Annotated in this window: 22 protein-coding genes; 4 read left to right on the top strand and 18 right to left on the bottom strand. The window is 73.6% G+C overall.

Annotated features, from left to right (window positions below; translation table 11 throughout):
* Positions 1-669 (top strand): gamma-glutamyl-gamma-aminobutyrate hydrolase family protein, encoded by a 669-nt coding sequence (locus M1O15_RS18720; RefSeq protein ID WP_372499504.1) that lies wholly within the window; start codon positions 1-3, stop codon positions 667-669.
* Between the two features lie 736 nt (positions 670-1,405).
* On the opposite strand, the gene M1O15_RS18715 is transcribed toward M1O15_RS18720, so the two are convergent.
* Both M1O15_RS18715 and M1O15_RS18710 read right to left on the bottom strand, forming a co-directional pair.
* On the bottom strand, positions 1,406-2,149 hold the full coding sequence (locus M1O15_RS18715; protein WP_248635079.1) for a Clp protease N-terminal domain-containing protein: 744 nt from the start codon (positions 2,147-2,149) through the stop codon (positions 1,406-1,408).
* A gap of 113 nt (positions 2,150-2,262) precedes the next feature.
* Complete coding sequence (locus M1O15_RS18710) at positions 2,263-3,189, bottom strand: LysR family transcriptional regulator (protein ID WP_248635078.1); 927 nt, start codon at positions 3,187-3,189, stop codon at positions 2,263-2,265.
* Between the two features lie 71 nt (positions 3,190-3,260).
* Here M1O15_RS18710 and M1O15_RS18705 point away from each other — a divergent pair, with 71 nt between their 5' ends.
* Positions 3,261-4,520, top strand: a complete 1,260-nt coding sequence (locus M1O15_RS18705; protein ID WP_372499503.1) for a TDT family transporter — start codon at positions 3,261-3,263, stop codon at positions 4,518-4,520.
* A 43-nt stretch (positions 4,521-4,563) separates the two neighbouring features.
* Here M1O15_RS18705 and M1O15_RS18700 read toward each other — a convergent pair whose 3' ends face one another.
* From M1O15_RS18700 to M1O15_RS18680, 5 genes are all read right to left on the bottom strand, one after another.
* Positions 4,564-6,174: a serine/threonine-protein kinase gene (locus tag M1O15_RS18700; protein WP_248635077.1), complete on the bottom strand. Its 1,611-nt coding sequence runs from the start codon at positions 6,172-6,174 to the stop codon at positions 4,564-4,566.
* Between the two features lie 509 nt (positions 6,175-6,683).
* Entirely contained in the window at positions 6,684-7,418 is a 735-nt protein-coding gene (locus tag M1O15_RS18695) for a helical backbone metal receptor (protein ID WP_248635076.1), read from the bottom strand.
* Entirely contained in the window at positions 7,418-7,960 is a 543-nt protein-coding gene (locus tag M1O15_RS18690) for a helix-turn-helix domain-containing protein (RefSeq protein WP_248635075.1), read from the bottom strand. Before M1O15_RS18690 ends, M1O15_RS18695 begins: the two co-directional genes overlap by 1 nt.
* 286 nt (positions 7,961-8,246) lie before the next feature.
* Positions 8,247-10,880, bottom strand: coding sequence for an ABC transporter permease/substrate binding protein (locus M1O15_RS18685; protein ID WP_248635074.1), 2,634 nt, complete (start codon positions 10,878-10,880; stop codon positions 8,247-8,249).
* Positions 10,873-11,964, bottom strand: coding sequence for a quaternary amine ABC transporter ATP-binding protein (locus M1O15_RS18680; RefSeq protein WP_248635073.1), 1,092 nt, complete (start codon positions 11,962-11,964; stop codon positions 10,873-10,875). The genes M1O15_RS18685 and M1O15_RS18680 overlap by 8 nt, the downstream gene beginning before the upstream one ends.
* Positions 11,965-12,231: 267 nt before the next feature.
* On the opposite strand from M1O15_RS18680, the gene M1O15_RS18675 reads away from it, so the two are divergent.
* Both M1O15_RS18675 and M1O15_RS18670 read left to right on the top strand, forming a co-directional pair.
* Complete coding sequence (locus M1O15_RS18675) at positions 12,232-13,137, top strand: 5'-3' exonuclease (protein ID WP_248635092.1); 906 nt, start codon at positions 12,232-12,234, stop codon at positions 13,135-13,137.
* Between the two features lie 149 nt (positions 13,138-13,286).
* The gene (locus M1O15_RS18670) at positions 13,287-14,138 is read left to right on the top strand and encodes a siderophore-interacting protein (RefSeq protein ID WP_248635072.1); all 852 of its coding nucleotides are present in this window, start codon (positions 13,287-13,289) and stop codon (positions 14,136-14,138) included.
* Between the two features lie 632 nt (positions 14,139-14,770).
* Here M1O15_RS18670 and M1O15_RS18665 read toward each other — a convergent pair.
* The 11 genes from M1O15_RS18665 to M1O15_RS18615 all read right to left on the bottom strand — a co-directional run bounded on the left by M1O15_RS18665 (position 14,771) and on the right by M1O15_RS18615 (position 26,672).
* Complete coding sequence (locus M1O15_RS18665; protein WP_248635071.1) at positions 14,771-17,584, bottom strand: DEAD/DEAH box helicase; 2,814 nt, start codon at positions 17,582-17,584, stop codon at positions 14,771-14,773.
* 151 nt (positions 17,585-17,735) lie between these two features.
* Complete coding sequence (tatC, locus tag M1O15_RS18660) at positions 17,736-18,644, bottom strand: twin-arginine translocase subunit TatC (protein ID WP_248635070.1); 909 nt, start codon at positions 18,642-18,644, stop codon at positions 17,736-17,738.
* 97 nt (positions 18,645-18,741) lie between these two features.
* The gene (gene tatA, locus M1O15_RS18655; protein WP_248635069.1) at positions 18,742-19,020 is read right to left on the bottom strand and encodes a Sec-independent protein translocase subunit TatA; all 279 of its coding nucleotides are present in this window, start codon (positions 19,018-19,020) and stop codon (positions 18,742-18,744) included.
* Positions 19,021-19,317: 297 nt separating this feature from the next.
* Positions 19,318-19,515 (bottom strand): hypothetical protein, encoded by a 198-nt coding sequence (locus M1O15_RS18650; RefSeq protein ID WP_248635068.1) that lies wholly within the window; start codon positions 19,513-19,515, stop codon positions 19,318-19,320.
* Positions 19,516-19,585: 70 nt separating this feature from the next.
* On the bottom strand, positions 19,586-19,840 hold the full coding sequence (locus M1O15_RS18645; RefSeq protein WP_248635067.1) for a hypothetical protein: 255 nt from the start codon (positions 19,838-19,840) through the stop codon (positions 19,586-19,588).
* Positions 19,841-19,930: 90 nt separating this feature from the next.
* Positions 19,931-20,890: a helix-turn-helix transcriptional regulator gene (locus M1O15_RS18640; RefSeq protein WP_248635066.1), complete on the bottom strand. Its 960-nt coding sequence runs from the start codon at positions 20,888-20,890 to the stop codon at positions 19,931-19,933.
* Positions 20,891-21,076: 186 nt separating this feature from the next.
* A complete protein-coding gene (locus tag M1O15_RS18635) occupies positions 21,077-22,033 on the bottom strand; it encodes a helix-turn-helix transcriptional regulator (protein ID WP_248635065.1) in 957 nt (318 codons plus the stop codon).
* A gap of 328 nt (positions 22,034-22,361) precedes the next feature.
* Positions 22,362-22,733, bottom strand: a complete 372-nt coding sequence (locus tag M1O15_RS18630) for an FKBP-type peptidyl-prolyl cis-trans isomerase (RefSeq protein ID WP_248635064.1) — start codon at positions 22,731-22,733, stop codon at positions 22,362-22,364.
* A 99-nt stretch (positions 22,734-22,832) separates the two neighbouring features.
* Positions 22,833-23,819, bottom strand: coding sequence for an FKBP-type peptidyl-prolyl cis-trans isomerase (locus tag M1O15_RS18625; protein ID WP_248635063.1), 987 nt, complete (start codon positions 23,817-23,819; stop codon positions 22,833-22,835).
* Positions 23,820-24,017: 198 nt separating this feature from the next.
* Positions 24,018-25,379 carry a Pup--protein ligase gene (gene pafA, locus M1O15_RS18620; RefSeq protein ID WP_248635062.1) on the bottom strand — a complete coding sequence of 454 codons (1,362 nt, stop codon included), beginning with the start codon at positions 25,377-25,379 and terminating at the stop codon, positions 24,018-24,020.
* 9 nt (positions 25,380-25,388) lie between these two features.
* Positions 25,389-26,672 (bottom strand): MFS transporter, encoded by a 1,284-nt coding sequence (locus M1O15_RS18615; protein ID WP_248635061.1) that lies wholly within the window; start codon positions 26,670-26,672, stop codon positions 25,389-25,391.
* Positions 26,673-26,797: the final 125 nt, after the last annotated feature.

Genomic DNA, 26,797 nt, shown 5'->3' with positions numbered 1-26,797 from the left:
TTGACGGTGACCACTTACCTGGAGCCGGCCGCCTGGGGCGTATGGCAGCTGCCCGCCGCCCTGCTGCCGGCCGGCTATCCCCGGCTGGTGCAGGCGGCGGGCGGTACGGCGGTGCTGCTGCCACCGGACGCGCCGGAGGCGGCCGGCGAGGTGGTTTCCCGGCTGGACGCCCTGGTGGTGGCGGGTGGCGCCGATGTGGAGCCGGTTCACTACGGCGCGGAGCCCGACCCCCGTACGGGCCCGCCGGCCCGCGAACGGGACGCCTGGGAACTCGCCCTGATCGAGGCTGCCCTCTCCACCGCCACCCCCCTGCTCGGCATCTGCCGGGGCATGCAGCTGCTCAACATCCACCTGGGCGGCACCCTGGTCCAGCACCTGGACGGCCACACCGGCGGCCCGGGCACCTTCACCCACCACGAGGTCAAGCCCGTACCGGGCACCCTGCTGTCCACCCTCACCCCCGAGACCGCCGCCGTCCCCTCCTACCACCACCAGGCCGTCGACCGCCTCGGCCAGGGCCTCACCGCCTGCGCCCACGCCGCCGACGGCACCGTGGAGGCCCTGGAAGCGGAAGGCCCCGCCTGGACCCTGGGCGTCCAGTGGCACCCGGAGATGGGCCACGACCTCCGCGTCATGGAAGGACTGGTAGCCGCCGCCACCAGCCCCTGACCCCCTCCCTACACCGGGCACCGCTGTGGCGAGCCCTCGCCAACCCGGCACCCCGCCGCCTTCCGGTCCGTTCCCCAGAAGGAACCCCGGCAGCAGCCGGACCGAACACCGCAATGGCGAACTCTCGCCAACCGGGCACTCCGGCACCCCACCGACTCGTTGCCCAAAAAGGAAGGGGGCGGGCGGGCGTGGCGCGTACAAAGGGAAGGAAGCGGGCCCGGCCACCCGAGCGAAGGAAGGTCGACGGCCCGATAGCGTGAGGAAAGGAGCCCGGCGGCGCGACCAAAGCGGCGACCGATCGGGAGGCGGGGCCCCGGCAGAGACGAGGCAGGACAGGGCGGGCAGGGCGGGCCGACCGGGCAGAAGCAAGCGGGAGCGGAGCGGCCCAGCCGAAGACGGACGTCAGGCGGGGCGACCCTGGCAGGAGCGGGCGAGGATGAGCCGGCCCCGGCAGAGACAGGCAGGGCGGGCCGGCCCTGGGCAGAAGCAGGTTGGGGGCGAGGCCGCCCAAGCGGAGGCAGGTGCCAGGCGGGACGACCCGCGCACCGGCCACCAACCACCGGCCACCGAACTCCCGGCCCCCCTCGGCCTACTCCCCCGCCGACATCCCCGCACCCCCGGCCTACTTCCCGGCGGTCCCGACACTCACTTTGCCGCGACCCCCGCCGCCCTCGGCCTACCTCCCCGCGTTCGCCGCACCCCCGGCCTACTTCCCCGCGTTCGCCGCACCCCCGGCCTACTTCTCGCCGGTGATCTTCGCCAGTGCCGCCGTGATGTCGGCCTCGCTGGCGGCCTTGGTCACACCGAGGCCGCCGAGTAGCCCACCCCCGTGCTCGAACTCCAGCAGGGCCAGCAGGATGTGCTCGGTGCCGACGTAGTTGTGGCCCAGGCGCAGCGCCTCCCGGAAGGTCAGCTCCAGCACCTTCTTGGCTCCCGCGTCGAACGGGACCAGCTCGGGCGGTTCGGTGGCGGCCGCGGGCAGTACGGCGGACGCGGCCTCCCGTACCGCGTCCGCCGTCGCGCCCTGGGCCACCAGGGCCTTCGCCGCCAGGCCCTCGGGCTCGGCGAGCAGGCCGAGGAGCAGGTGGGCGGTGCCGATCTCGGTGTTGCCCGCCTCCCGGGCCTCGTTCTGGGACGCCGCCACCACGTTGCGGGCCCGGGGGGTGAAGCGGGCGAACCCCTGGTTCGGGTCGAGTTCGCCGCCGCCCGGCTCCTTCGGCACGAAGCGCTTCTGGGCCGCCTGGCGGGTGACGCCCATGCTCTTGCCGATGTCGGTCCAGGAGGCCCCGGAGCGCCGGGCCTGGTCCACGAAGTGCCCGATCAGGTGGTCCGCCAGCTCGCCGAGGTGCTCCGCGGCCAGCACCGCGTCCGTCAACTGCTCCAGCGCGGCGTCGGGGTGGACCTTTTTGATCGTCTCGATCAGCTCGTCCAGCCGGATGGGCGGGTTCAGGGGAAGAGGGTTCGTCGGATTCGTCTCCATGAGGCAACCTTAGGTTGACAGTCAGAGAGCGTCAACCCTCGGTTGACAGCTGGAGCATTCGGCAGCCGGTGCGCAGCGGACGGTCGGTAACGGGCGGCGACGGGAGGGTCGGCTCAGGAGGCGCTTCCTCCGGCCAGGGAGAGCAGGTCGCGGGCGGGGCCGGCGGGGAGGGGGCCGGTGGGCCAGACGGCGCGGAGAGCGCGGGTGAGGGAGACGTCGGCGACCGGGACCTCCACCAGGCGGCGGGAGGCCAGTTCCTCGGTGACGGCCAGTTCGCTGAGCACGGCCGGGCCGGCGCCGGTCACCGCCGCGGCCTTCACGGCGGTGGTGGAGGCCAGCTCCAGCAGCGGCTCGGCCAGGCCGCCGTGGTCGGCGAGGGCCGCGTCGAGGACCTGGCGGGTGCCGGAACCGTACTCGCGCAGCACCAGCGCGGCGGAGGCCAGCTCGGCGGGGGCTATCGGGCGGCGGCGCCGGGCCCAGGGGTGGGCGGCGGCAGCGACCACCACCAGCCGGTCCCGGGCGACGACCGCCCCGTCCAGGCCCTCGGGCACGGCCAGACCCTCCACATAGCCGAGGTCGGCCTCGCCAGCGAGCAGCAGTTCGGCGACGGCCGCGGAGTTGCCGGCCTGGAGGGAGACCGCCGTCCCCGGGCGGGCCGCGCGCAGGGCGATCAGCCAGCCGGGCAGCAGGTACTCGGCGATGGTCATGGAGGCCGCCACCCGCAGCCGCGAGTCCCGGCGGTCGCGCAGCGCCTGGGCCCCCGCGTCGAAGGCCTCCGCCGCCTCCACCACCCGTCGGGCCCAGTCGGTGACCAGCGCCCCGGCGTCGGTGAGACGGGAGCCGCGCGGGGAGCGGTCGACCAGGGCGACCCCGAGCAGGCGCTCCATGGAGCGGATACGGCTGCTCGCGGCGGGCTGGGTGATGCCCACCTCGCGGGCGGCCCGGCCGAGACTGCCGTGCCGGGCGACCGCGAGCAGGAGTTCGAGCGCGCCGAGGTCGGGAACGCGATGCGACAGACTCCGGGTCGGACTCGGGCTCATAAGGTCAGTTTATGAGGTCATAGGGTCGTTGTCCCTGGTGGGGGACGTGGGAGAAGGACATGGTGGTGGTCATGAGCCGCTCCCCCGTCCCGGTCTCCGTGCCGAGTCGCCGCCCTGTGCCGTACCTCGGCGGCCTTCTGCCGTATCCCGGCCGCACTCGCCTGCTTGGCGGTCCTCTGCCGTCTCCCGGCCGCGTTCGCCTGGCTGGGGTCCGGTATCTCGGTCCCAACTGGTACGCCGCGGTCATGGGGACGGCGATGGTGGCGGGCGCCGGGGCGGCGCTGCGGCTGCCGGTGCCGGGACTGCCCACGGCGCTGGCCGCGGTCTGGGCGCTGTCGCTGCTGATGCTGGCCGCCCTGGTGGCGGCCCGCGCGATGCACTGGGCGCGCCATCGTGACCGGGCCCTCGCCCAGTTGCGGGACCCGTCCACGGCGCCGTTCCACGGTTGTGCGGCGATGGCCCCGCTCGCGGTCGGCGGCGCCGCGCTCACGGCGGGCCGGGAGTGGATCGGGCTGCTGGCGGCGGTCATCCTTGACGCGGTGCTGTACACGGCCGGGACGCTGCTCGGGCTCGCGGTCGCCGTGGCGGTCCCGTATCTGATGGTGGTGGCCCGCCGGCCCGCCGCCGCCTCGCCGGTGTGGCTGCTCGCGGTGGTGCCGCCGATGGTCTCGGCGGCCCTCGGTCCGCCGCTGGTCGCGCACCTGCCCGCCGATCCGTGGCAGCGGGCGCTGCTGACGGCCTGCCACGGGATGTTCGGGCTGAGCCTGCTGGCGACGCTCGCGCTGCTGCCGCTGGTCGTCGGCCGGCTGCTGGCGGACGGGCCGCCGCCGGCCGCGCTCACCCCGGTGCTGTTCCTGGTCCTCGGCCCGCTCGGCCAGTCGGTCACGGCGGCCGGCGCCTTCGCGGACGCGGTCCCGGGTGTCCCGTACGCACCGGTTCTGGCCGTGCTGTACGGGGTGCCGGTGCTGGGCTTCGCCCTGCTGTGGCTGGCCCTGGCCGGTGCCCTGGTGGTGCGTGCCCGGCGGCATGGCATGGGCTTCTCGATGACCTGGTGGGCCTTCACCTTCCCGGTGGGCACCTGCGTGACCGGGGCGGCCGGACTGGCGCGGCACACCGGGATCGGCGCGCTGCACTGGCTCGCCGTGGCGCTGTACGTGTTCCTGGTGGCCGCCTGGTGCACGGTGGCCGTCCGCACCGGGCACGGCCTGGCCACCGGCTCCCTGCTCCGACCGCCCCCGGGAGAGCCGCGCCCGGCCCGACCCCCCAGGGCCGAGGCCGGCCGCCCGTACCGGACGCCTGTGGCCGGGGCGGCCACCGCCGGGAGGGGCTGACGCTCGCCCCGCCCCCGGCAGCCGCCGGCCCTGGACGCACGGCCTACGGTGTCGCGGAGGGCAGGGGCCGCTCGGGGGCGTCGTCGATGCGGTAGAGCGAACGGGCCTTCGCCAGCAGCTCGGATGCGGTGGTCTCGGCGGACTTCCCCGCGGGGACGTTCACCTGGATGGACAGCCGGTGCTGCTGGGCGGTGACCACCAGCAGGGTCTTCTCCAGCCGCCGGGGCGCGCCGTCCTCGTCGCGGTTGTACGCCAGGGTGAGCAGCGCGGCGTCCCGCCCCTGCTCGGTGGTGCTCTCCACCGAGCCGACCGCCTTGGTACCGCCGGTCGGCGGGGTGGCCTTCTCGTACTCCTGCTTCCAGCGGTCGGCGGTGGCCCGGGCCGTCTCGGTGGCGTTGGCCTGCCGGTCCACCAGGATCGACAGATCGCCCTTGGGTGAGGTGTAGCGGGTGCCGAGGTAGGGGCCGTCGGAGTTGTCCAGGTCGTCGCGGGTGGCGATCCCCCAGTCGGCGGGCGCCGCCACGGCCACCCCCATCCGGTACTCCTCGTACCGCTTCCAGCCTTCCGGGACGTCCTCCCCGCGGAACTGGAGGAACAGGGTGACCACCAGCGCCAGCACCAGGGCGGCGGCCCCGCCGGCCAGGGCGAGCCGGGTGCGGCGGTTGCCGCGCCCCGCGCTCCCCCGACCGGGGCCGTCCGGTCCGCCGGGGATGCCGGGGGTGCCGGTGATGCCGGTGGCACCTGGCACCGCCGCGGTGGGGGCGTGGTCCGGTGGGCTGGGCACCGGCTGCGGCTCGGCGGCGGACCGCAGCAGCGGCAGCGCGGACTGCGCGGTGAGCCGGGCCTCCGGCTCCTTGCGGAGCAGCCCGGTGATCACCGGGACCAGCCCGGCAGCGTGCCGCGGCGGCGGGAGCTCGGCCAGCAGGATCGCCTGGAGGGTGGAGGGGGTGGTCTGCCGGCGGAACGGAGAGACACCCTCCACCGCCTGGTACAGCATCACCCCCAGGGACCAAAGGTCCGACTCCGGGCCGGAGCCGCGGCCGAGCACCCGCTCCGGGGCGATGTACTCCGGGGAGCCGACGAAGCCGCCGGTCTCGGTGAGCTTCTCCTCCCCCTCCACCTTGGCGATACCGAAGTCGGTGAGGACCACCCGCTCATGGCGGCCGAGCATCACGTTGCCGGGCTTCACATCGCGGTGCAGTACGCCCGCCTCGTGGGCCGCGGCCAGCGCGCCGAGCACCGCGGCGCCGACCCGGGCCGCCTCGCGCGGGGCGAGGGTGCCCTCCTCCAGCGTCTCGGCGAGCGAGCGGCCGCGCACCAGCTCCATCACGATCCAGGGGCTGTCGCCCTCGGTTACCACGTCGTGGATGGCCACCACCGAGGGGTGGTCGATCCGGGCGGCGGCCCGGGCCTCGCGCTGCATCCGCAGAGAGGCGGTACGCCGCTCGTGCGGGCTGAAGTGCTCCGGGACCCGCGGCTCCTTGATCGCCACATCGCGGTCCACGGCCTCGTCGCGGGCCCGCCAGACGGTGCCCATGCCTCCGGCACCGAGGCGCTCCAGCAGCCGGTAGCGGCCGCCCACCAACCGCCCCGCGCCCGCGTCCGGGCCGACCGTGCGCACCCCGGCGGCAGCGGCCGCCACGGCGCCGGCCATCCCGGACTCGTCACCGGCCGCGCCCGCACCAGCGCCAGAGCCCGGCCCCGACCCCGTACCAACGCCGGAGCCCGGCCCCGATCCCGTACCAGCACCGGAGCCCGGCCCCGTCCCCGTACCCGCGCCGGAGCCCGCCCCCGCACCGGAACCAGGCGCCGAACCCGCCCCCGTACCGGAGACCGGCCCGGTGGCCGCCCCCGCACCCGTACCGCCGCCGGTGCCGGAAGCCGATGGTTCACGCGGCCCCGGAAGCGGCCCTGAACGCGGCTCCGAACGTGGCTCTGAAGGCGGCCCCGAAGGCGCCCCCGCAACCGGCTCGGCGGACCCGGCGGGGCCCGGGTGGGCCGGCTGGGCGGGTGCCGGGCCGGGCGCCGGCGGCTGGAGCCCGTAGCTGGTCGGCTCCTCGTGTCGTCCCCCGTTGCTCGTCATGCGCCCTATCATGCACCGCGCCTCCGACAGCGCGGCCGGAAGACCTGGACCAGGCGGTGGACGGGGAACCGAAGGCCTCGCTACCGCCCCGCCTCCGCCAGCGCCGCTCCCAGCGCCCTCGGTGCCTCGGCCAGCGAGGGCCCGTACCAGGTGAGCATCCGCCCGTCGACCAGCGCGGCGGGCAGCGGGGCGAAGGCCTCCGGGCCGTCGTCGGCGGTGAAGCGGTACGGCTCGTCGGGGAGCACCACCAGGTCGGCGCCGGCGGCGCGCAGCTCGTCGAGCGGGACGCGCGGGTAGCGGTCGGCGTGGTCCGCGTAGAGGTTGACGACGCCGAGGCGGGCCAGCACGTCGCCGGCGAAGGTGTCCCGGCCGAGCACCATCCAAGGGCGCCGCCAGACGGGGACGACGGCCGTACGGGGGGCGGGCGGCGGGGGCTGAGCGGCCCAGGCGGCCTCGGCCTCGTCCAGCCAGCGCGGCCGGGAGGTGAGCCCGCAGGCGGTGAGCACCCGGTCCAGTTCGGTGAACGCCTGGTCGAGCGTGCGGACCTCGGTGACCAGCACCGTCAGCCCGGCGGCGCGCAGGACGTCCAGGTCGGGCGCGCGGTTCTCCTCCTCGTTGGCGATGACCAGGTCGGGGCGGAGCGCGGTGACGGCGGCGGTGTCCGGGTTCTTGGTGCCGCCGATCCGGGCGGCGGCGAGGCCGGGCGGGTGGGTGCACCAGTCGGTGGCGCCGACCAGCAGCCCGGGGGCGCTGGCGGCGACCGCCTCGGTGAGGGAGGGGACCAGGGAGACCACCCGGGGGCGGGCGCCCGGCATCAGCCGGCCGGGTCGAGGTGCTCGGTGACCGCGATGACGAGGACCCGGGTGCCGGGGTCGCCGGCCCGCCAGCGGTGGCGTACGCCGCCGGAGAGGTAGAGGGTGTCGCCGCGCTCCAGCCGGTAGGCGCGGCCTTCGGCCTCCACCTGGGCGCTGCCGTCGGCGACGTAGAGCATGGCGTCGTTGCGCAACACCAGCTCGCGGCCGCTGTCGTGGTCGCCGGTGAACTCCTCGGCGTGCATCTGGTGCTCGCCGCGGACCAGGGGCCGGGCGCCGGGCAGTCCGGCGTCCTCGGTGGCCCGGACGACGCCGACGGTACGGGCCGAGTCGGCGGCGTCGAGCAGTTCGACGGTGGTGGTGTCCAGCGCGGCGGCGACCCGCTGGAGCGAGCGCATGCTGGGCCGGGCGCGCTCGTTCTCCACCTGGCTCAGGAACGGCACGGACAGCCCGCTGCGCTCGGCGACCGCGGAGAGGGTGAGCGCGAGCGCTCTGCGCCGTCTGCGGACGGCGGCGCCCACCCGGAGCGTTTCCTTCTCGTCCATGTCGGGGTCTCCCTCCCTCTGCGACCACCTTACGCAGCGGCGGTACGCCCGAGTAGCGCAACGGGTGGGAAAGCGGAGGCGCGGGGTCGGAAATGAGCCGCTGCCCGGCCACCGGCACCGGAGGAAACCGGAGGCCCCCGCCGGACGATCGCATCTCCGCGGTACCGGCCCCGGCGGAACCCGCCAGGCCCCCGCCGGCCGCTCGGCCACCGGCCCCGGCGGAAACCGGAGGCCCCCGCCGGACGATCGCATCTCCGGCGGGGGCCCGAGGGGGCTAAGACGGAAACTACAGCGGGGCCATGGTGTCCACGATCCCTGGATTGCGGTCCATCCAGGCCTTCACGGCCTCCTCCTCGTGGCCGCTGCCGCGCCGCTGGATCTCGTTCTCCAGGCCGGAGAGCTGCTTCTCGGTCAGCGTGAAGTCCTTGAACCACTTCGTCAGCTGCGGGTACCGGCGGGGGAACTCCTTGGAGGCGACGGTGTGCAGCCGGTCGCCGCCGCCGAAGGCCTTCTTCGGGTCCTTCAGCTTGGTCAGCCCGTACTCGTCGTAGGCCCAGTGCGGGGTCCACAGCATGACCGCGATGGGCTCCTTCCTGGCGTACGCGCGCTTCAGCTCGGCGAGCATGCCGGGGGTGGAGCTGTCCACGACCTCGTACTCGCCGTCCAGGCCGTAGCCGGGCAGCACCTTCTCCTTGAGGATGTTCATGGTCTCGGTGCCGGGTTCGATGCCGACGATCCGGCCCTTGAACCGATCGGCCTTCCCCTGGAGGTCGGCGAGCGAGTGGACGTCCTTGACGTAGTCGGGGACGGCGATCTCCAGGGAGGTGGGGCCGTACCAGGAGCCGAGGTCGGCGAGCTTGTCCCCGTACGCGTCCCAGTACCGCTTCTGGGTGGTGGGCAGCCAGCCGTCGAACTGGACGTCGATCTGGCCGCGGGAGAGCGCCGCGTACATCGGGCCGACCTCGAACTGCTGGAGGTTCATGCGGTAGCCGCGCCGCTCAAGGACCGCCTTCCACAAGTACGTGGCGGCGATGTCCTCCTCCCAGGGGAACCAGGCGACGTTCAGCGGGCGGGTGCGCTCGTCCTCGCCGTCGGCGTTGCGGGAGGCCGCGGAGGCGCCGCCGGGGGCCGGGGCCCATTTCTCGGCGAGGTCCTTGTGCTCATCCAGCCAGGTGCGGACGGCCTGCTGCTCCTTGCCCTTGCCGGTCTGCTGGATGGTGGCCTCCAGGTCGGTGAGCTGCTGCTCGCTCATCCTGAAGCCCTTGAGCCACTTCGCGACCTCGGGGTTGTCCTGGGCGAAGCCCTTGCGGGCCAGGGTGTGCACCCCGTCGCCCTTGCCCCAGGCGCCCTTCGGGTCCTTGAGCTTCTTTAGATCGTAGGAGGAGTACGCCCAATGGGGTGACCAGAGGGTGGTGACGATGGGCTCCTTCTTGGCGTACGCGCGCTTCAGCTCGGCGAGCATGCCGGGCGTGGAGCCGTCGACGACCTGGTACTCGCCGTCCAGGCCGTACTCCTTCAGCACCTTGTCCTTGAGCAGGCCCATCTCGCCGGCGCTGGGCTCGATGCCGACGATCCGGCCCTTGAACCGCCCGGCCTGGCCCTTGAGGTCGGCCAGCGAGTCGACGCCCTTGACGTACGAGGGGACGCTCAGCTCCAGCGAGGTGGGGCCGTACCAGGAGCCGAGGTCCTCCAGCCTGTCCTGGTACTTCTTCCAGTAGGTGGCGTGGGTGGTGGGCAGCCAGGAGTCGGTCTGGACGTCGATCTGGCCGTTCGCCATCCCGGTGTACAGCGCCCCGGCCTCGTACTGCTGGGCGTCGACCTCGAAGCCGCGGCGCTCCAGCAGCTCCTTCCAGAGGAAGGTGGAGGCGATGCCCTCGTCCCAGGGGATGTAGCCGAGGGTGACCTTCCTGCCCTGCCCGATGTCGCCGCCGGCCGCGGTGGCGTCCTTGCCGGCGCCGCCGAAGAGGCTGAGCCCTCCGGCGACCAGGGCGAGGACCAGCACCCCGGCGACGGCGACGACCGGCCGGGGCCGGTGGTGCCAGACCTTCAGCCCGCCGGCGGCGGCGCGGGCCTTGGCGGCGGCGCGGCGGCCGAGCGGGGAGACCTGGCGGCCCAGTCCGCCGGTGATCCGGTCCAGGTACATGGCGAGGATGACGATGGAGACGCCCGCCTCGAAGCCGAGGCCGATGTCGACGTTGCCGATGGCGCGGTAGACGGCGCCGCCGAGGCCGCCGCCGCCGACCATGCCGGCGATGACCACCATGGACAGACCGAGCATGATCACCTGGTTGACGCCGGCCATGATCGTGGGCAGGGCGAGCGGCAGCTGCACCCGCAGCAGGGTGTCGCGCGGGCTGGTGCCGAAGGCCTCGGCGGCCTCGACCAGGTCGCCGTCGACCTGGCGGATGCCGAGTTCGGTCATCCGCACGCCGGGCGGCAGGGCGAAGATGATGGTGGCGATGATGCCGGGCACCACACCCACGCCGAAGAAGATGATCCCGGGGATGAGGTAGACCATCGCCGGCATGGTCTGCATGAAGTCCAGCACCGGCTTGGTCACCGCGCTGACGGTCTTGGAGCGGGACGCCCAGATGCCGAGCGGTACGGCGACGGCCAGGGTGACCACGGTGGCGACCAGCACCAGGCTGAGGGTGGACATGGCGTCCTCCCACAGCTCGATGGAGTCGACCAGGGCGAGGCCGGCGAAGGCCAGCACCCCGGCGAGCAGCCCGCGCAGCCACCAGGCGAGTACGGCGAGGATGCCGGCGAAGAGCAGCGGTTCGGGCGCGGTGAGGGCGGCGCTGATGCCGTCGTACATCCCGGTGACGACCGAGCTGATGGCGTCGAACAGCCAGGACAGATGGGACTGGAGCCAGTCGACGGCGCTGTCGACCCACTCGCCGAGGGCGAGCCTAGGCATGCGCGGCCTCCTTCGCGGAGGCCGAGGCGGCCCAGGCGCAGGGCACCGGCCGGGCGTCGTCCGGCTCCTGCCCGCCGATGAAGGCCACCAGCCGCTCGCGCGGCACGGTCCCGGCGACGTTGCCGTCCGCGTCCCGTACGGCGACGGGATGCGGTACGCGGGCGCTGACCGCGCACACCTCCGCGACCGGTGTGTCCGGGCTGACCGAGGGGCAGTCGCACTCCCCCTCGCCGTCCCGCTCCGGCTCGGTCATCACGGCGGCGGCGGTGAGCACCCGGGAGCGGTCCACGTCCTGGATGAAGGAGGCGACGTACTCGCCCTCGGGGCGCAGCAGGATGTCCTCGGCGGAGCCGAGCTGGACGATCCGGCCGTCCCGCATCACGGCGATCCGGTCGCCGAGGCGCATGGCCTCGTTGAGGTCGTGGGTGATGAAGACGATGGTCTTCTTCAGCCGCTTCTGCAGTTCCAGCAGCTGGTCCTGCATGTCCCGGCGGATCAGCGGGTCCAGGGCGCTGAAGGACTCGTCCATCAGCAGCAGGTCGGCGTCGGTGGCGAGCGCGCGGGCCAGGCCGACGCGCTGCTGCATGCCGCCGGACAGCTCGTCCGGCCAGGAGGCGGCCCAGCCGCCGAGCCCGCACAGCTCCAGCGCCTCGACGGCCCGCTTCTCGCGTTCGGCGCGCGGCACCCCCTGGACCTCCAGGCCGTAGGCGGCGTTCTCCAGCACGCTGCGGTGCGGGAAGAGCGCGAAGTGCTGGAAGACCATGCTGATCTTCGTGGCGCGGACCTGGCGCAGTTCGCGGGCGGGCAGCGAGGTGAGGTCGCGGCCGTCGAAGAGGACCCGTCCGGCGGTCGGCTCCAGCAGGCCGTTGAGCATGCGCAGCAGGGTGGACTTGCCCGAGCCGGACAGGCCCATCACCACGAAGATCTGGCCGGGGTCGACGGTGAAGGAGGCGTCGATCACCGCGGCCGTGGTCCCGTCGGCGCGCAGTTCGCCGCGGTCGGCGCCCGCCGCGAGCCGGCGTACCGCCTCGTCGGGTGCCCTGCCGAACACTTTGTACAGACCGTCGGCCTGGAGCCTGGACACATACACCTCTCGGGTCGGAGCGTGACGGTCCGTCGCCCCCGCTCGGCAGACCGTGGAGCGGGTGTTCGCGAAGGTGCTGCACAGAAACATGACCAGCTGTACGTACCAGCGGAAACCTGGACAGGATCCGCTCCGGAGCCGTGCCTGCCCCGGTGCGCGCGGGGCAAACGGAAAGGTGATCCGGTTCACGTCCCCGGTCGCCGGCGGGCGCTGTCGGCGGGGTACGGCATGATCGGGAGCATGACCGCAGACGCGCCCCGCCGACTGATGCTGCTCGACACCGCCTCGCTGTACTTCCGCGCCTACTTCGGCGTCCCGGACTCCGTGCGCGCCCCGGACGGCTCTCCGGTGAACGCGGTGCGCGGGCTGCTGGACTTCATCGCCCGCCTCGTCCAGGACCATCGGCCGGAGGCGCTGGTGGCCTGCATGGACGCGGACTGGCGGCCGGCCTGGCGGGTGGAGCTGATCCCCTCGTACAAGGCGCACCGGGTCGCCGAGGAGACGCCGAGCGGGCCGGACGAGGAGCAGGTGCCGGACACCCTCTCCCCGCAGGTCCCGGTGATCGAGGCGGTGCTGGACGCGCTGGGCGTGGCCCGGGTCGGGGTCGCCGGGTACGAGGCGGACGATGTGATCGGCACTCTGGCGGGCCGGGCGGACGGCCCGGTGGACATCGTCACCGGCGACCGGGACCTCTACCAGCTGGTGGACGACGCCCGGGGGGTACGGGTGCTCTATCCGCTGAAGGGGGTCGGCACCCTCCAGCTGACGGACGAGGCGTGGCTGCGGCAGAAGTACGCGGTGGACGGGCCGGGGTACGCGGATCTGGCGCTGCTGCGCGGCGACCCGAGCGACGGGCTGCCGGGGGTGCCGGGGATCGGCGAGAAGACGGCGGCCAAGCTGCTGGCGGAGTACGGGGACGTGGCCGGGATCATGGCCGCGGTGGACGACCCCCGCTCCAGGCTCACCCCGGCGCAGCGGCGGCGGCTGGACGAGTCCCGGGAGTACGTGGCGGTGGCGCCGAAGGTCGTACGGGTGGCCGGGGACGTCCCGCTGCCCGCCTTCGACCCCGCCCTCCCGCGCGGTCCGAAGGACCCGGCGGAGCTGGAGCGGCTGGCGGCCCGCTGGGGCCTGGGCGGCTCACTGGAGCGGCTGCTGGCGGTGCTGGCCGCCTGAGCCACCGGCCGGCCTCCCCGCCCCGCATGCTAACTTAGGCATACCTAACTAGCGTGCGGTCAGTCGGCGAGCGCCCAGACCAGCGCGCCGCGACACCCCTGACCCACCATGCCGACCCATCATGCGACACCCAGAGCGGGGAGATCACCGTGGCGGAACAGCCTGCCCGTAAGGCACCGACGGTCCACGAGGGCCGGGTGGTGCGCACCGAACGCATCACCCCGCACATGGTGCGGGTCGTCCTCGGCGGCGAGGGACTGGCCGCGTTCGGGACCGACGGCTCCACGGACAGCTATGTGAAGCTGCTCTTCCCGATCGACGGCGTGGCGTACCCGGAGCCCTTCGACATGGGCCGCGTCCGCGAGGAGTTCCCGCGCCACCAGTGGCCCGCCAACCGCACCTACACGGTGCGGTCCTGGGACCCGGCGCAGCGTGAGCTGGCCATCGACTTCGTGGTGCACGGCGACGAGGGCCTGGCCGGCCCGTGGGCGGCCCGGGCCGAGCCCGGCGCCGTGATGTACCTGCTGGGCCCGGGTGGCGGCTACACCCCCGACCCGGCCGCGGACTGGCATCTGCTGGTCGGCGACGAGAGCGCCCTGCCCGCGATCGCCGCCTCGCTGGAGCGGATGCCCGAGGGCGCGGTGGTGCACGCGCTGGTGGAGATCGAGGGCCCGGCCGAGGAGCAGAAGATCGCCGCCCCGGCGGGTGTGGAGGTGCGCTGGCTGCACCGCGCGGGGCGCCCGGTGGGCGACGCCCTGGTGGAGGCGGTCACGGCCCTGGACTTCCCGGCGGGCGCCGTGCACGCCTTCGTCCACGGCGAGGCCGCGTTCGTCAAGGAGCTGCGCCGCCATCTGCGCCTGGAGCGCGGCATCGACCGCGACCGCCTGTCCATCTCGGGCTACTGGCGGCTCGGCCAGACCGACGAGGCCTGGCGCGAGGTCAAGCGCGCCTGGAACGAGCAGGTCGAGCGCGAGCAGGAGACCGACCCGGCAGCCGCCTGACACCCCCGCCCCGGCGGCCGGCCCCCACTGGACGGGAACCGGCCGCCGTTCGCGTACGCGGGGGGGGGGGCGGGGGCCCTGGAGCGTGTACGGGGGGGGCGGCCCTTGCGCGCGTACGCGGTGGGGTGCGGGGAATGCTTGGACGCGCGTCCGCGCTCGGGTGCGGCGGGCCTGGTGGGCGGCGCGCACGTACGCGGTGGGACGGAGACTGCTCTGGCCGCGCACGGGGTGAGGTGTGGCGGGCCTGCCCCGGGGGCCGCCGTACGCCCGTACGCAGCGGGGGCGGGGGCGCGCCCGAGGCCCCGTTCGCCGTACGCGGCCGGGGCAAGCCGGGCCCGCCTTGCGTAGGCCACGGCCTCGCTCGCCGTACGCGGCGGCAGCGGGCCAGCCCCAGGGCCGCCGTACGCCTTACGTGGCGGGGTAGGCCGCGCCTGCCGGGGGACACCGTCCGACCTACGCGCGGCCGGCCTGCCCCCGCACGGGGCTGGGCCTGCGCCAGGCCCGCCGGGGCCGGGCTTGCCCACGGGGCCCGCCGCCCGGCGCCACCCTCGCGCTCACGCGACGGCCCCGCCCGGGACTCCCGGGCGGGGCCGCGTGCCTCTCGTCGGCGCGCACCCCCGCAGGTGGGCGGCTCAGCTCACCGAGCTGTACGCCACCACCCCGCGCAGGGTCGCCTCGACCGCCTTGCGGGCGTTCTTGCCGACGGTGCTGTCCTGGCTCGGCGCGGCCGCGGCAATCTGGCCGAGCACGTCGATGACCTGCTTGCACCAGCGGACGAAGTCGCCGGCGGGCATCTCCGCCTCCCGCAGCACCTCGTCCAGCTCCTTACCGGAGGCCCACTCGTAGGCGGCCCAGGCGAAGCCGAGGTCCGGTTCGCGCTGGCCTACGCCCTCGGCCTGGTGGATGCGGAAGTCCTCCTCCAGCCCGTCCAGCCGGCCCCAGATGCGCACCATCTCGCCGAGCGCCGCCTTGGCACCGCCGGACGGCACCTTGGGCGCCACCGCGTCGTCGGCCTGCCGCGACTCGTACACCAGGGCGGAGACGCAGGCCGCCAGCTCGGCCGGTTTCAGCCCCTCCCAGACCCCGGCCCGCAGGCACTCGCTGGCCAGCAGGTCCAGCTCGCCGTAGAGCCGGGCGAGCCGCTTGCCGTGCTCGGTGACCTCGTCCCCGCGCAGATAGTCCAGCTCGGTGAGCAGGGCGACGATCCGGTCGAAGGTGCGGGCGATGGTGTTGGTGCGGCCCTCGATCCGCCGCTCCAGCTGGCGGGTGTCGCGCTGGAGGCGGTGGTAGCGCTCGGCCCAGCGGGCGTGGTCCTCCCGGTCCGAGCAGCCATGGCAGGGGTGGGCCCGCAGCTCGGCCCGCAGCCGGTTGATCTCGCGGTCGTCGGCGGCGCCGGAGCGCTGCTTGCGGTGCCGCTCGGGCGCTATGTGCCCGGCCTTGGTGCGCAGCGCGGAGGCGAGGTCCCGGCGGGACTGCGGGGAGCGCGGGTTGAACGACTTGGGGATCCGCATCCGCTCCAGCGGCTCCACCGGCACCGGGAAGTCGATCGCGGCGAGCCGCTTGACCTGCCGCTCGGCGGTGAGCACCAGCGGGCGCGGGCCGTCGTGGTAGTCGAAGCCCCGGTGGCCGTTGGTCCGCCCGGCCGGGACGCCCGGGTCGAGGACCAGGGCCAGCCCGGCGAACTTGCCGGTGGGCACGTGGATCACGTCACCCGGCTTGAGCCGCTCCAGGGCGGTCGCGGCGGCCGCCCGGCGCTGCGTCGCCCCCTGCTTGGCCAGCTCGTTCTCCCGGTCCTTGAGGTCGCGGCGCAGCCGCGCGTACTCCTCGAAGTCCCCCAGGTGGCAGGTCATGCCCTCGCGGTAGCCGTCCAGGCCCTCTTCGTTGCGCTGGACCTGGCGGGAGATGCCGACGACCGAGCGGTCCGCCTGGAACTGGGCGAAGGAGGTCTCCAGCAGCTCCCGGGAGCGGTGCCGGCCGAACTGGTCGACCAGGTTGACCGCCATGTTGTACGAGGGCTTGAAGCTGGAGCGCAGCGGATAGGTGCGGGTGCCGGCGAGCCCGGCGAGGTGCGCCGGGTCCATGCCGCGCTGCCAGAGGACCACCGCGTGGCCCTCGACGTCGATGCCGCGCCGGCCGGCCCGGCCGGTGAGCTGGGTGTACTCGCCGGGGGTGATGTCGGCGTGCTGCTCGCCGTTCCACTTGACGAGCTTCTCCAGCACCACGGTGCGGGCGGGCATGTTGATGCCGAGCGCGAGCGTCTCGGTGGCGAAGACCGCCTTGACCAGGCCGCGGACGAACAGCTCCTCCACGACCTCCTTGAAGGTCGGCAGCATGCCCGCGTGGTGGGCGGCGATACCGCGCTCCAGGGCCTCCAGCCACTCGTAGTAGCCGAGGACGTGCAGGTCGCCGCGGGGGATGGAGGCGGTGCGCTCCTCCACGATCTCGCGGACCCGGCGGCGGCCCTCCTCGTCGTTGAGCCGCAGCCCGGCGTGGAGGCATTGCTGCACGGCGGCCTCGCAGCCGGCCCGGCTGAAGATGAAGGTGATGGCGGGCAGCAGCCCGTCCGCGTCCAGCCGCTCGATGACCTCGGGGCGGCCCGGCGTCCAGATCCGCGAGCGCTGGCGGCGCTCCCGCTCCCGGTCGGCCTCCCGGCCCCGGCGGCCGCGGGTGAGCGGCCGGGTGTTCTCCATCCGGGCGAGCCGCACCAGATCGGGGTTGACCTCGCGGCGGGCCGAACCGCGGCCGCCGTGGTCGGTCTCCTCCTCGAAGAGGTCGTAGACCCGGCGGCCGGCCAGCACGTGCTGCCACAGCGGCACCGGGCGGCTCTCGGAGACGATCACCTCGGTGTCCCCGCGCACGGTGTCCAGCCAGTCGCCGAACTCCTCGGCGTTGGACACCGTGGCGGAGAGCGAGACCAGGGTCACCGACTCGGGGAGGTGGATGATCACTTCCTCCCAGACGGCACCGCGGAACCGGTCGGAGAGGTAGTGGACCTCGTCCATCACCACGTACCCCAGGCCGCTGAGCGCCTGCGAGCCGGCGTAGAGCATGTTGCGCAGCACCTCGGTGGTCATCACGACCACCGGCGCGTCCGCGTTGACGCTGTTGTCGCCGGTGAGCAGGCCGACCCTGCCGGGGCCGTACCGCTTGACCAGGTCGGCGTACTTCTGGTTGGACAGCGCCTTGATCGGCGTGGTGTAGAAGCACTTGCGGCCCTGCTCCAGGGCGAGGTGCACGGCGAACTCACCGACGATGGTCTTGCCCGAGCCGGTGGGCGCCGCGACGAGGACGCCCTTGCCGGCCTCCAGGGCCTGGCAGGCCTCGATCTGGAACGGGTCCAGGCCGAAGTCGTACAGCTCGCGGAAGGGGGCGAGTGCCGTGCGCTGCTCCGCGGCGCGCAGCTTGGCCGCCGCGTACGCCTCCGCGGGTGAGAGTTCTTCTGTCATCTTGTCTTCGAGACTACCCGCCGCCACCGACACTCAGCCGATCATTAAGCGACCACCGGTGCGGGAGGCCGGGGACACGGACATACGCCGCGGGGCCGCGGGTGCGCACCGCCCGTGCGCTCCCGCGGCCCCGTCAGGGTCTGCGCGTGCTTCAGGTCACGTCGTCGTAGCCGGCGCCCAGCTGGCGCTGGGCGGCCCGGTCGCCGTCCGCCTGCTCCGGCAGCGCGGACGGGGCGGGGATCCGGCCGACGGCCGGCACCGGCTCGGGGGTGAGGTCGAGCGGGGCGGCCTCGTCGTCGGACAGCTCGGCGTCCGGGTCGGCCTTGCGCCGGCGGCGGTCGTTGAGGAAGGCCACGCCGACCGCGAGGAAGTACAGCGCGATGATCGGCACCGACAGCGCCAGCATGCCCAGCGGGTCGGTGGAGGGGGTGGCGACCGCGCCGAAGACGAAGATGCCCATCACCACGCCGCGCCACCAGCCGGCCATCCGCTTGGCGGTGACCAGGCCGGTGACATTGAGCATGATCAGCAGCAGCGGCAGCTCGAAGGCGAGGCCGAAGACCAGCACCATCCGGGTGGCGAAGTCCAGCAGGTCGTCAAGGGAGAGGAAGTTGGAGGCCACATCGGGAGTGATGCTGATCAGCACGCCGATGCTCATCGGCATCACGGTGTACGCGAGGACGGCGCCGGCCAGGAACAGCGGGACGGCCGCGCTCACGAAGTAGTAGGCGTACCGCTTCTCGTGCCGGTGCAGTCCGGGCGCGACGAAGGCCCACAGCTGGTAGAACCAGACCGGGGTGGCCGCGACCAGACCGGCGAGCAGCACCACCTTGACCGTGGAGGTGAAGGGCGAGAGCACGCTCTGGTAGGCGAGGATGACGCACCGGCCGCCAGTGTTCTCCTGAATGGAGCTGCCCGGGGTGCAGGTCCTCACCGGTGACGCCAGGAACTCCATGAGCTGCTGGCTGAAGAAGGCGGCCACCGTGGAAGTGATCGCGATCGCCAGCACGGCCTTGGCCAGCCGGTTGCGCAGCTCGCGCAGGTGCTCCGCGAGCGGCATCCGCCCCTCGGGATCCTTCTCCCTCTTCGTGCGGGCAGGCTTGAGCAACCCACGTCCTCATCTCGTGCGTCGGGCCGGGCTCTGTTCCCGGCCCAGGTCAGCGCTGGGTGGTGTCCGACGGCTCGGCGACCGGGCGGGCCGAGGTGGTGTCGCCGGGCGAGGCCTTGATCGTGCGGTGGCCGACCTGGTCGGCCGGCGGGTCGGCGGGGGCGCTCTGCTGGCCGCCCTCCGACTTCATCGCCTTCGCCTCGCTCTTGAGGATGCGCGCCGACTTGCCCAGCGAGCGGGCCATCTCGGGCAGCTTCTTGGCACCGAAGAGGAGCACGACCACGAGCAGGATCAGGACGATCTCGGTGGCACCGATCTGATGGAACATAAGCGTGTCTACCTTCTCACCGAGGCGGCGTGGGGCGGTCGGTCGGCCGACGATCGGATGGCTGTCCGAACCACGGCCGCCAGCGATCGTAACGCGGATGGGTAAACACCGGGCAATCCCTGTGCGTACTACGCGTTCCGCCGCGTACCGCGCGCCTGCCGGGACCACCAGGCCGATCAGCCGGTCAACCAGCAGCGTACTCCGGCCCGCCGCACCCGGGGAGGGCGCGTCCCGCCGCACTCCCGGAAGACTCCCGCAGGACTCCCGGAGGGCTCGTCCCGGGAAGTGGAACCGCCGCTACCGCAGGGCGTCCCCGGTCCGTGCCGCGTCCGCCGCCGCCCGTTCCAGTTCCTCGGCGGCGCGGCTGATCCGCCGGCTGCCCGCCTCCACCTGCCGGCCGAGCCGCTCGGCCTCGACGAACACACGGATACCGAGGACCCCGAGCACGGCGATGCCGGCGAATCCCAGGGCGATGGCGAGCATGGGCCAGAACATGGGCAGAGCCTAACGGGGGCGCCGGACCGCTGCGGACGGCGGCCGGGAACGCGGAGCCGGGCCCAGGGAGTCAGGTGTGCAGGCGCAGGGTGCGCACCCCGCCGCCGGTGAGCAGCTCCACGATGCGCTCACCGGCCGGCTTGCGCACCGCGCTGGCGCACTCGGGGCAGGTGAAGGAGTAGAAGGTTGTACGGGCGCTGGCGCCGATGACCAGGCGCAGCGATCCGGCGGAGAGCTCGAAGCGGGCCCGGCACGCCGGGCACGCGGCCTTGAACAGCACCGGTCCAGCGGCCCGTACCGATCCGGCCGCACTCGTCATCAGCATGCTTTCCTCTCCTCCGCCCGTCTCCCGGCCGTTTCCCGCCCGTCTCCCGGCCGCTTCCTCCCCGTTTCCCGGACGTTTCCCGGCCGCGGGTCAGCGGCGGTCGTCCTCGTACGCGGCCAGGGCCTCGGCGGCCGCCCGGCGGGCGCTGCCGGCCAGCTCGGGCGGGGAGACGATACGGCCCTCGGCGCCGAGCCGGAGCGCGAGCCGGCGCAGCGAGGCCGGGTCGGGGGTGCGCAGGGTGATCCGCAGCCCGCCGTCCGGCAGCTCCTCGGCACTGTCGTGCGGGTAGTACTCGGCGACCCAGCGGCCGCCGGTACCGACCTCCACCACCACCTCGGGGTCGTCGGCGGAGGGCTGGACCAGGTTCTCGGAGAGGTCCCGCAGCTCGATCTCGGGCGGCTCGGAGGGCTCGTCGAGCAGACGGATCTCGGCGACCCGGTCGAGCCGGAAGGTGCGCCGGGCCTCGGTACGCCGGCACCAGGCCTCCATATAGGTGTGGCCGACGGCGAACAGCCGGATCGGGTCCACCTCCCGCTCGGTGAGCTCGTCGCGGGCGGGCGAGTAATAGCGCAGCCAGAGCCGGCGCCGCTCGGAGATGGCCCGGTCGACGTCGGCGAAGACCCCGCCCTCGGACTCGAAGGTGACCGAGAGCCGGGAGCTGGCGCCGGCCGCCTCGCCGGCCGCGGCCTCCAGCTTGGCGGTGGCGCGCAGCAGCGCCTCCCGGTCGCCCTCGCGCAGCCCGGGCAGGGTGGCGACGGCCCGGGCGGCGACCAGCAGGGCGGTGGCCTCGTCGGCGGCTAGCCGCAGCGGGGCGGCCACGTCGTCCGGGTTGTGCCACCAGATCCGGTCGCCGTCGGTGTCGATGTCGAGCAGGTCGCCGCCGCGGAAGCTGGTGCCGCACATGGGCAGCACGTCCAGGTCGGAGATGAGCTCGTCCTCGGTGATGCCGAAGGCCCGGGCGACGTCGGCGACGTGCGCGCCGGGGCGCTCGCGCAGATAGGTCACCAGGGAGAGCATCCGCCGGGTCTGGTCGATCGCGTTCGCGGCCATGGTCGCCTCCGTCGTCCCCTTCTCAGTCCTTCAGTCAGTCAGTCCCCGGCCGGCCGGTCCCCGCCGGCCCGTTGTCGGCCGGTCGGTCGCCGGTCCGTCCTCGGCCGGTCGGTCCCGGCCGTCGTCCCTGATCCGCCCTCGGCCGGTCAGTCCCCGGTCCGCCGTCGGCCGTCAGCCCTCGGCCGGTCAGTCCTTGGCCACGGCGCGCAGCCGGTCCACCACGTCGGCCCGCAGGTCGGCCGGTTCCAGGACGACGACGTCCGGGCCGAACTCGACGAGCCAGGCGTCCAGGCCGTGCCCGTACGGGATCTCCAGCTCGTCCCAGCCGTCGCCGAGCTCGGTCACGGCGAGGGCGCGGGCGCGCAGCGGGTAGCCGCAGCCGGTGCGCAGCCGGATGTACGCGGAGCGGGTGGCGGTCTCGCCCGCCCAGCTCTCCACGGTCTCCCGGACGGTGGAGGCGTCGGGTACGGGGGCGGTGAAGGCGCCGGCCCGGGAGCGGACCCGGCCGGTGATCCGGGAGAGCCGGAAGACCCGCTCGGCGCCCCGGTCGCGGTCCCAGCCGGCCAGGTACCAGTGGCCGCGCCAGCACTCCAGGGTCCACGGTTCGACGTGCCGGGTCTCGGCCTGGGCGGCGTTGCCCTTGCGGTACTCGAAGGCGACGGGCCGCCGGTCGCGGCAGGCCAGCATCAGCGGTTCGAAGGCCGCCTCGTGGACCGGGATACGGGGTTCGAGGGCGCTGTGCGGCAGGTCGTAGGCGTCCTGTGCCTCGGGCATCCCGGCGGCGCGCAGCTTCTGCAGGGCACCGCTGGCGGCGCCGGCCAGCCGGGCCTGCTGCCAGACCTTGGCGGCGAGCCCGAGCGCGGCGGCCTCCTCGGCGTCGAGCTGTACGGGGGGCAGCCGGTTGGAGTCGCGGCGGGCGAGGTAGCCGGTGTCGCCGTCGAGGCTCTCCACGGTCTCGATGACCAGGCCCAGTTCCCGTAGATCGTCCTTGTCCCGCTCGAACATGCGGTTGAAGGAGTCGTCGGACCCGGCCTCCAGATAGGCCTCGATCGAGCCGCGCAGCTCACGCTTGCTGAGCGGGCGCCGGGTGCCGAGCAGGCACAGCGCCAGGTTCATCAGCCGCTCGGCCTTGGCAATCGCCATCGACGCCCCGCACCTCTTCTGTTGGTTCCGCTGAGCCTGCCGGGTCCGCGGAGCGTGTCGGTTCCCCGGAGCCGCCCGGGACCGGCCACCCGAGGGCCGGACACCCGGAGTCATGTTTCCCGCTCAACGTACCGCCCCGGGGTGTTCGGGTGAAAGCCGAGGGCCGGGGCTGGGCGGCCCGGGCCCGCGTACCGGAGGTTTCCGGCCGGATACGGCCCCGGCCCGGCCACCGCCGCTCGAAACAGCCCCCGCCGTCCGCACGGGCGTGCGGACGGCGGGGGCTGTTCACCGACGTACGGGGAAGGGTCGCCCCCGCGTCCGGGACCGGTCAGACGTCGACCAGGTCGCAGACGAAGATCAGCGTCTCGCCCGGGGCGATCCGGCCGCCGGCGCCGCGGTCGCCGTAGGCGAGGTGCGCGGGGATGATCAGCTGGCGGCGGCCGCCGACCTTCATGCCCTGGACGCCCTTGTCCCAGCCCTGGATGACCTGGCCGATGCCGAGCTGGAACTGCAGCGGGGTGCCGCGGTTCCAGGAGGAGTCGAACTCCTCACCGGTGGAGAAGGCCACGCCCACGTAGTGGACCTTGACCGTGTCCCCGGCCTTGGCCTCCCGGCCGTCGCCCTCCCAGATGTCCTTGATCTCCAGGTCCTTCGGCGGCTCGCCGCCGGGGAAGTCGACCTCGGGCTTCTCGATGCTCACGGAAACGTGCTCCTTGGCTGGTGTACGGGTGTACTGATCGCTTGTACCGGTGTGCTGATCGGTCAAACCGGCACAGTCTTACATCCTCGCGTACCCGTCCTACAGCTTGGCGAGGATGTCGAGGGAGAAGACGAGCGTGGAGTTGGCCGGGATGTCCCCTGACGCCTTGTCGCCGTAGCCCAGCTCCGGCGGCACGACGAGCATCACGCGGCTGCCGACCTTCTTGCCGGCCAGGCCCTGCTGCCAGCCCTTGATGAGGTTGGCCAGCGGGAACTGGGCCAGCTCACCGCTCTTGTAGCTGGAGTCGAACTCCTTGCCGCCGTCCCACAGCACGCCCTTGTACTGGAGCAGCAGCTTGTCGGTCGGCTTCACCGCCTCGCCGTCGCCCTCCAGGATGTACTCGGCGACCAGCTTCTTGGGCGCGGCGCCCTTGGGCACCTCGATGGAGGGCGCCTTGCCGTCGGTGTCGGTGCCGACCTTGGGCAGCGCCGCGTCGTCCTGGGGCACCGCCTTGCCCTTGGCGGAGCTCTTGCCGCTGAAGGTGTCGCGGATGTCGACCACGAAGACCAGGGTGTCGGTGCCCTTGATGCCGGCCTGCGCGTTGCCCTGGGTGCCGTAGCCGAGGGCCGGCGGAATGGCCAGCTCCACTCGGCTGCCGACCCGCTTGCCGGGCAGTGCCTGGTCCCAGCCGGGGATGAGCTGGCCGACGCCGATGGCCATGGTGAGCGGCACGCCGCGGTCGTAGGAGTTGTCGAACACCTTGGCGCTGTCCCAGATCTGGCCGAGGTAGTCGAACTGGAGGACGTCGCCCTTGGCGACCCGCGGTCCGCTGCCCTCCACGACCGTCTTGACCGCGAGGTCCGCCGACGGCTTGCCCGGCCCCTTGGCGACGGTGGGCTTCTCACCGAACGCGGTGCCGGCGGTGATGGCGGGCAGCGGACCGTCCACCGTCTTCGCCGAGTCCTGGGGCGCGGGCGAGGAAGGGCTGCTGTCCCCGGTCTCGGCCTTGTCGGACGAACCGTCGCCGCAGCCGGCGAGGGCGAGCAGGCCGGCGGGGGCGGCGAGGAGCAGTGAGCGACGTCGCACGGGATGCCTCGTAATCTGTGGGGTCGAGTGGACGAGGGATGTCGCGCAACTGTACTTACTCCCCCTGCCCGGTGTGCGGTCCACCGGCCCGACTGCCCCCGCCGGGGCCCGTTTCCGCCGGGGCCGCACATGGCGGGAGGGCCGCCCGGGGACTCCCCGAGCGGCCCTCCTGCTCTCCGCCTCCGTCGCTCGCCGTCCTCACATGCCGGCGATCAGCTTCTCCACCCGGTCGTCCACCGACCGGAAGGGGTCCTTGCACAGCACGGTGCGCTGGGCCTGGTCGTTGAGCTTGAGGTGGACCCAGTCGACGGTGAAGTCCCGGCGCTGCTCCTGGGCGCGGCGGATGAAGTCGCCGCGCAGCCGGGCCCGGGTGGTCTGCGGGGGCACCGACTTGCCCTCGAAGATCTTCAGGTCGTTGCAGATCCGGGCGGCCTGGCCCTTCTTCTCCAGCAGGTAGTACAGGCCCCGGCGGCGGTGGATGTCGTGGTAGGCGAGGTCTATCTGCGCGACCCTCGGGTTCGACATGGTCATGTTGTGCTTGGCGCGGTAGCGCTCCAGCAGCTTGTACTTCATGACCCAGTCGATCTCGGTGCCGATCCGGTCGAGGTCCTCCTCCTCGATGGCGTCGAGGGTGCGGCCCCACAGCTCCAGGACCTGGGCGACGGTGCCGGTGCGGATGCCGCGCCGGTCGACGAAGTCCGCGGCCTTCTCGTAGTACTCGCGCTGCACCTCCAGCGCGGAGGCCTCGCGCCCGCTGGCCAGGCGGACCTTGCGGCGGCCGGTGATGTCGTGGCTGACCTCGCGGATGGCCCGGATCGGGTTCTCCAGGGTGAGGTCGCGCATGACCGTGCCCGCCTCGATCATGCGCAGCACCAGGTCGGTGGCGCCGACCTTGAGCAGCATGGTCGTCTCGGACATGTTGGAGTCGCCGACGATGACGTGCAGCCGGCGGTAGCGCTCGGCGTCGGCGTGCGGTTCGTCGCGGGTGTTGATGATGGGCCGGGAGCGGGTGGTGGCGGAGCTGACGCCCTCCCAGATGTGCTCGGCGCGCTGGCTGACGCAGTAGACGGCGCCGCGCGGGGTCTGGAGCACCTTGCCGGCGCCGCACAGCAGCTGCCGGGTGACCAGGAACGGGATGAGGATGTCCGCGAGGCGGGAGAACTCGCCGTGCCGGGCGACGAGGTAGTTCTCGTGGCAGCCGTAGGAGTTGCCGGCCGAGTCGGTGTTGTTCTTGAAGAGGTAGACGTCGCCCGCGATGCCCTCCTCGTGCAGGCGGCGCTCGGCGTCGACGAGCAGCCCCTCGAGGATGCGCTCACCGGCCTTGTCGTGGGTGACGAGCTCGGTCACGTTGTCGCATTCGGGGGTGGCGTATTCCGGATGCGAGCCGACGTCCAGATAGAGGCGGGCGCCGTTGCGCAGGAAGACGTTGCTGCTGCGGCCCCATGACACGACACGGCGGAAGAGGTAGCGCGCCACTTCGTCAGGAGACAGTCGGCGCTGTCCCCTGAACGTGCACGTGACGCCGTACTCGTTCTCCAGCCCGAAAATGCGGCGGTCCATGACTAGACATTACGCCTGATGCGGTTCGCTGAAACCGGCTTCGGCGCCCTCGATTCGATCATTTTCCGCACCGCTCGCCTCAGAAGCGGCCACAACGGCGGCCGAGGGCGGCGGTGCCGCCAGGACCCGGACGGTCGCCAGCAGCACCAGCAGCGCGGCGAACCCGCCGGCGCCCGCGACGGCGAACCCGGCGGTGGTGCCGGACCACTCGACCATCGGCCCGGCGACGGCCGAGCCGCCGGCCGCGCCCACCCCGAAGGTGGTGACCAGCCAGGAGAACGCCTCGGTGACCGTGCCGCGCGGGGCCTGCCGGTCCACCACCACGAAGGCGCAGGCCAGCACCGGCGCCAGGAACACCCCGGAGAGCGCGGCCAGCGCGGTCATCGCGGCGGTGCCCGGGGTGAGCATCAGCGGCAGGTAGCAGACCGCGAGCAGTCCCACCAGCACCCGCAGCCGCCGCTCGGCCGGGCCGGCCCACTGGCGCGCCCCGTACAGCGTCCCGCCCACCAGGGCGCCCAGCCCCAGCGCCGCCATCAGCCACCCGTACACGGCCTCCCGGCCCACCTCCTCGGCGTACGCGTAGCCGGCGACCGTGATCGAGCCCAGGGCCAGCCCCACGAAGAAGAACGACCCGAGCAGGGCGAGCAGCCCCGGCGAGCGCAGCGCGCCCAGCCAGTGCGCCTCGCGCGGCGCGCTGCGCCAGTTGCGGGAGGGCCCGGAAACCACCACGGAGAGCGCGCCGAGCACTCCCAGGGCGTTGACCACCAGCAGGGCGGCGGCCGGCGACCAGAGCGCGACCAGCAGGGTGATCAGCAGCGGGCCGACGGTGAACATGACCTCCTGGGCGACCGCGTCCAGCGCGTACGCCCGGTGGACCTGGTCCGGCTTGCCCAGCACGCTCGGCCACAGCGCCCGCAGCCCGCCCTCCAGCGGCGGGGTGAACAGTCCGGCCACGGCGACCGCCGCATAGGCCGGCGGCAGCGGATCGGTGCCCACCGCCACCAGCAGCGTCATCCCCAGCGCGGACAGCAGCGCGGCGGGGAACTGCACCCGCGGCTGGCCGTACAGGTCGACGGCGCGCCCCAGCAGCGGCTGCCCGATCGCGTTCCCCAGCCCGTAGACCGCGGACAGCCCGGCGGCCAGGGTGTAGCTGCCGCCCTCGGCCCGGGTGAACACCATGATCGCGATCGGCCCGGTGCCGTTGGGCAGCCGGCCGACCAGGGTGCCCACCAGCAGGCGCAGCGCGTGCGGTGCCCTCAGAAGTTCGGCGTACCCGCCCGCCGCGCCGCCCATTCGCCACCCCTCTCCCCCAGCCGTTCGGCGGGGTTTTACGTATAACTCCTCCACCATACGTACCATGTCGGCATCCCCGCGGTCCATTCCGGGGCCTGTTCCGGCCTCGCCCGAACGGCCCCGGC

This window comes from Streptomyces lichenis (assembly GCF_023218175.1).
Lineage (GTDB): Bacteria > Actinomycetota > Actinomycetes > Streptomycetales > Streptomycetaceae > Streptomyces > Streptomyces lichenis.
Note: the sequence above shows the minus strand (reverse complement) of the source record. Positions and strands in the feature narration are given on the sequence as shown.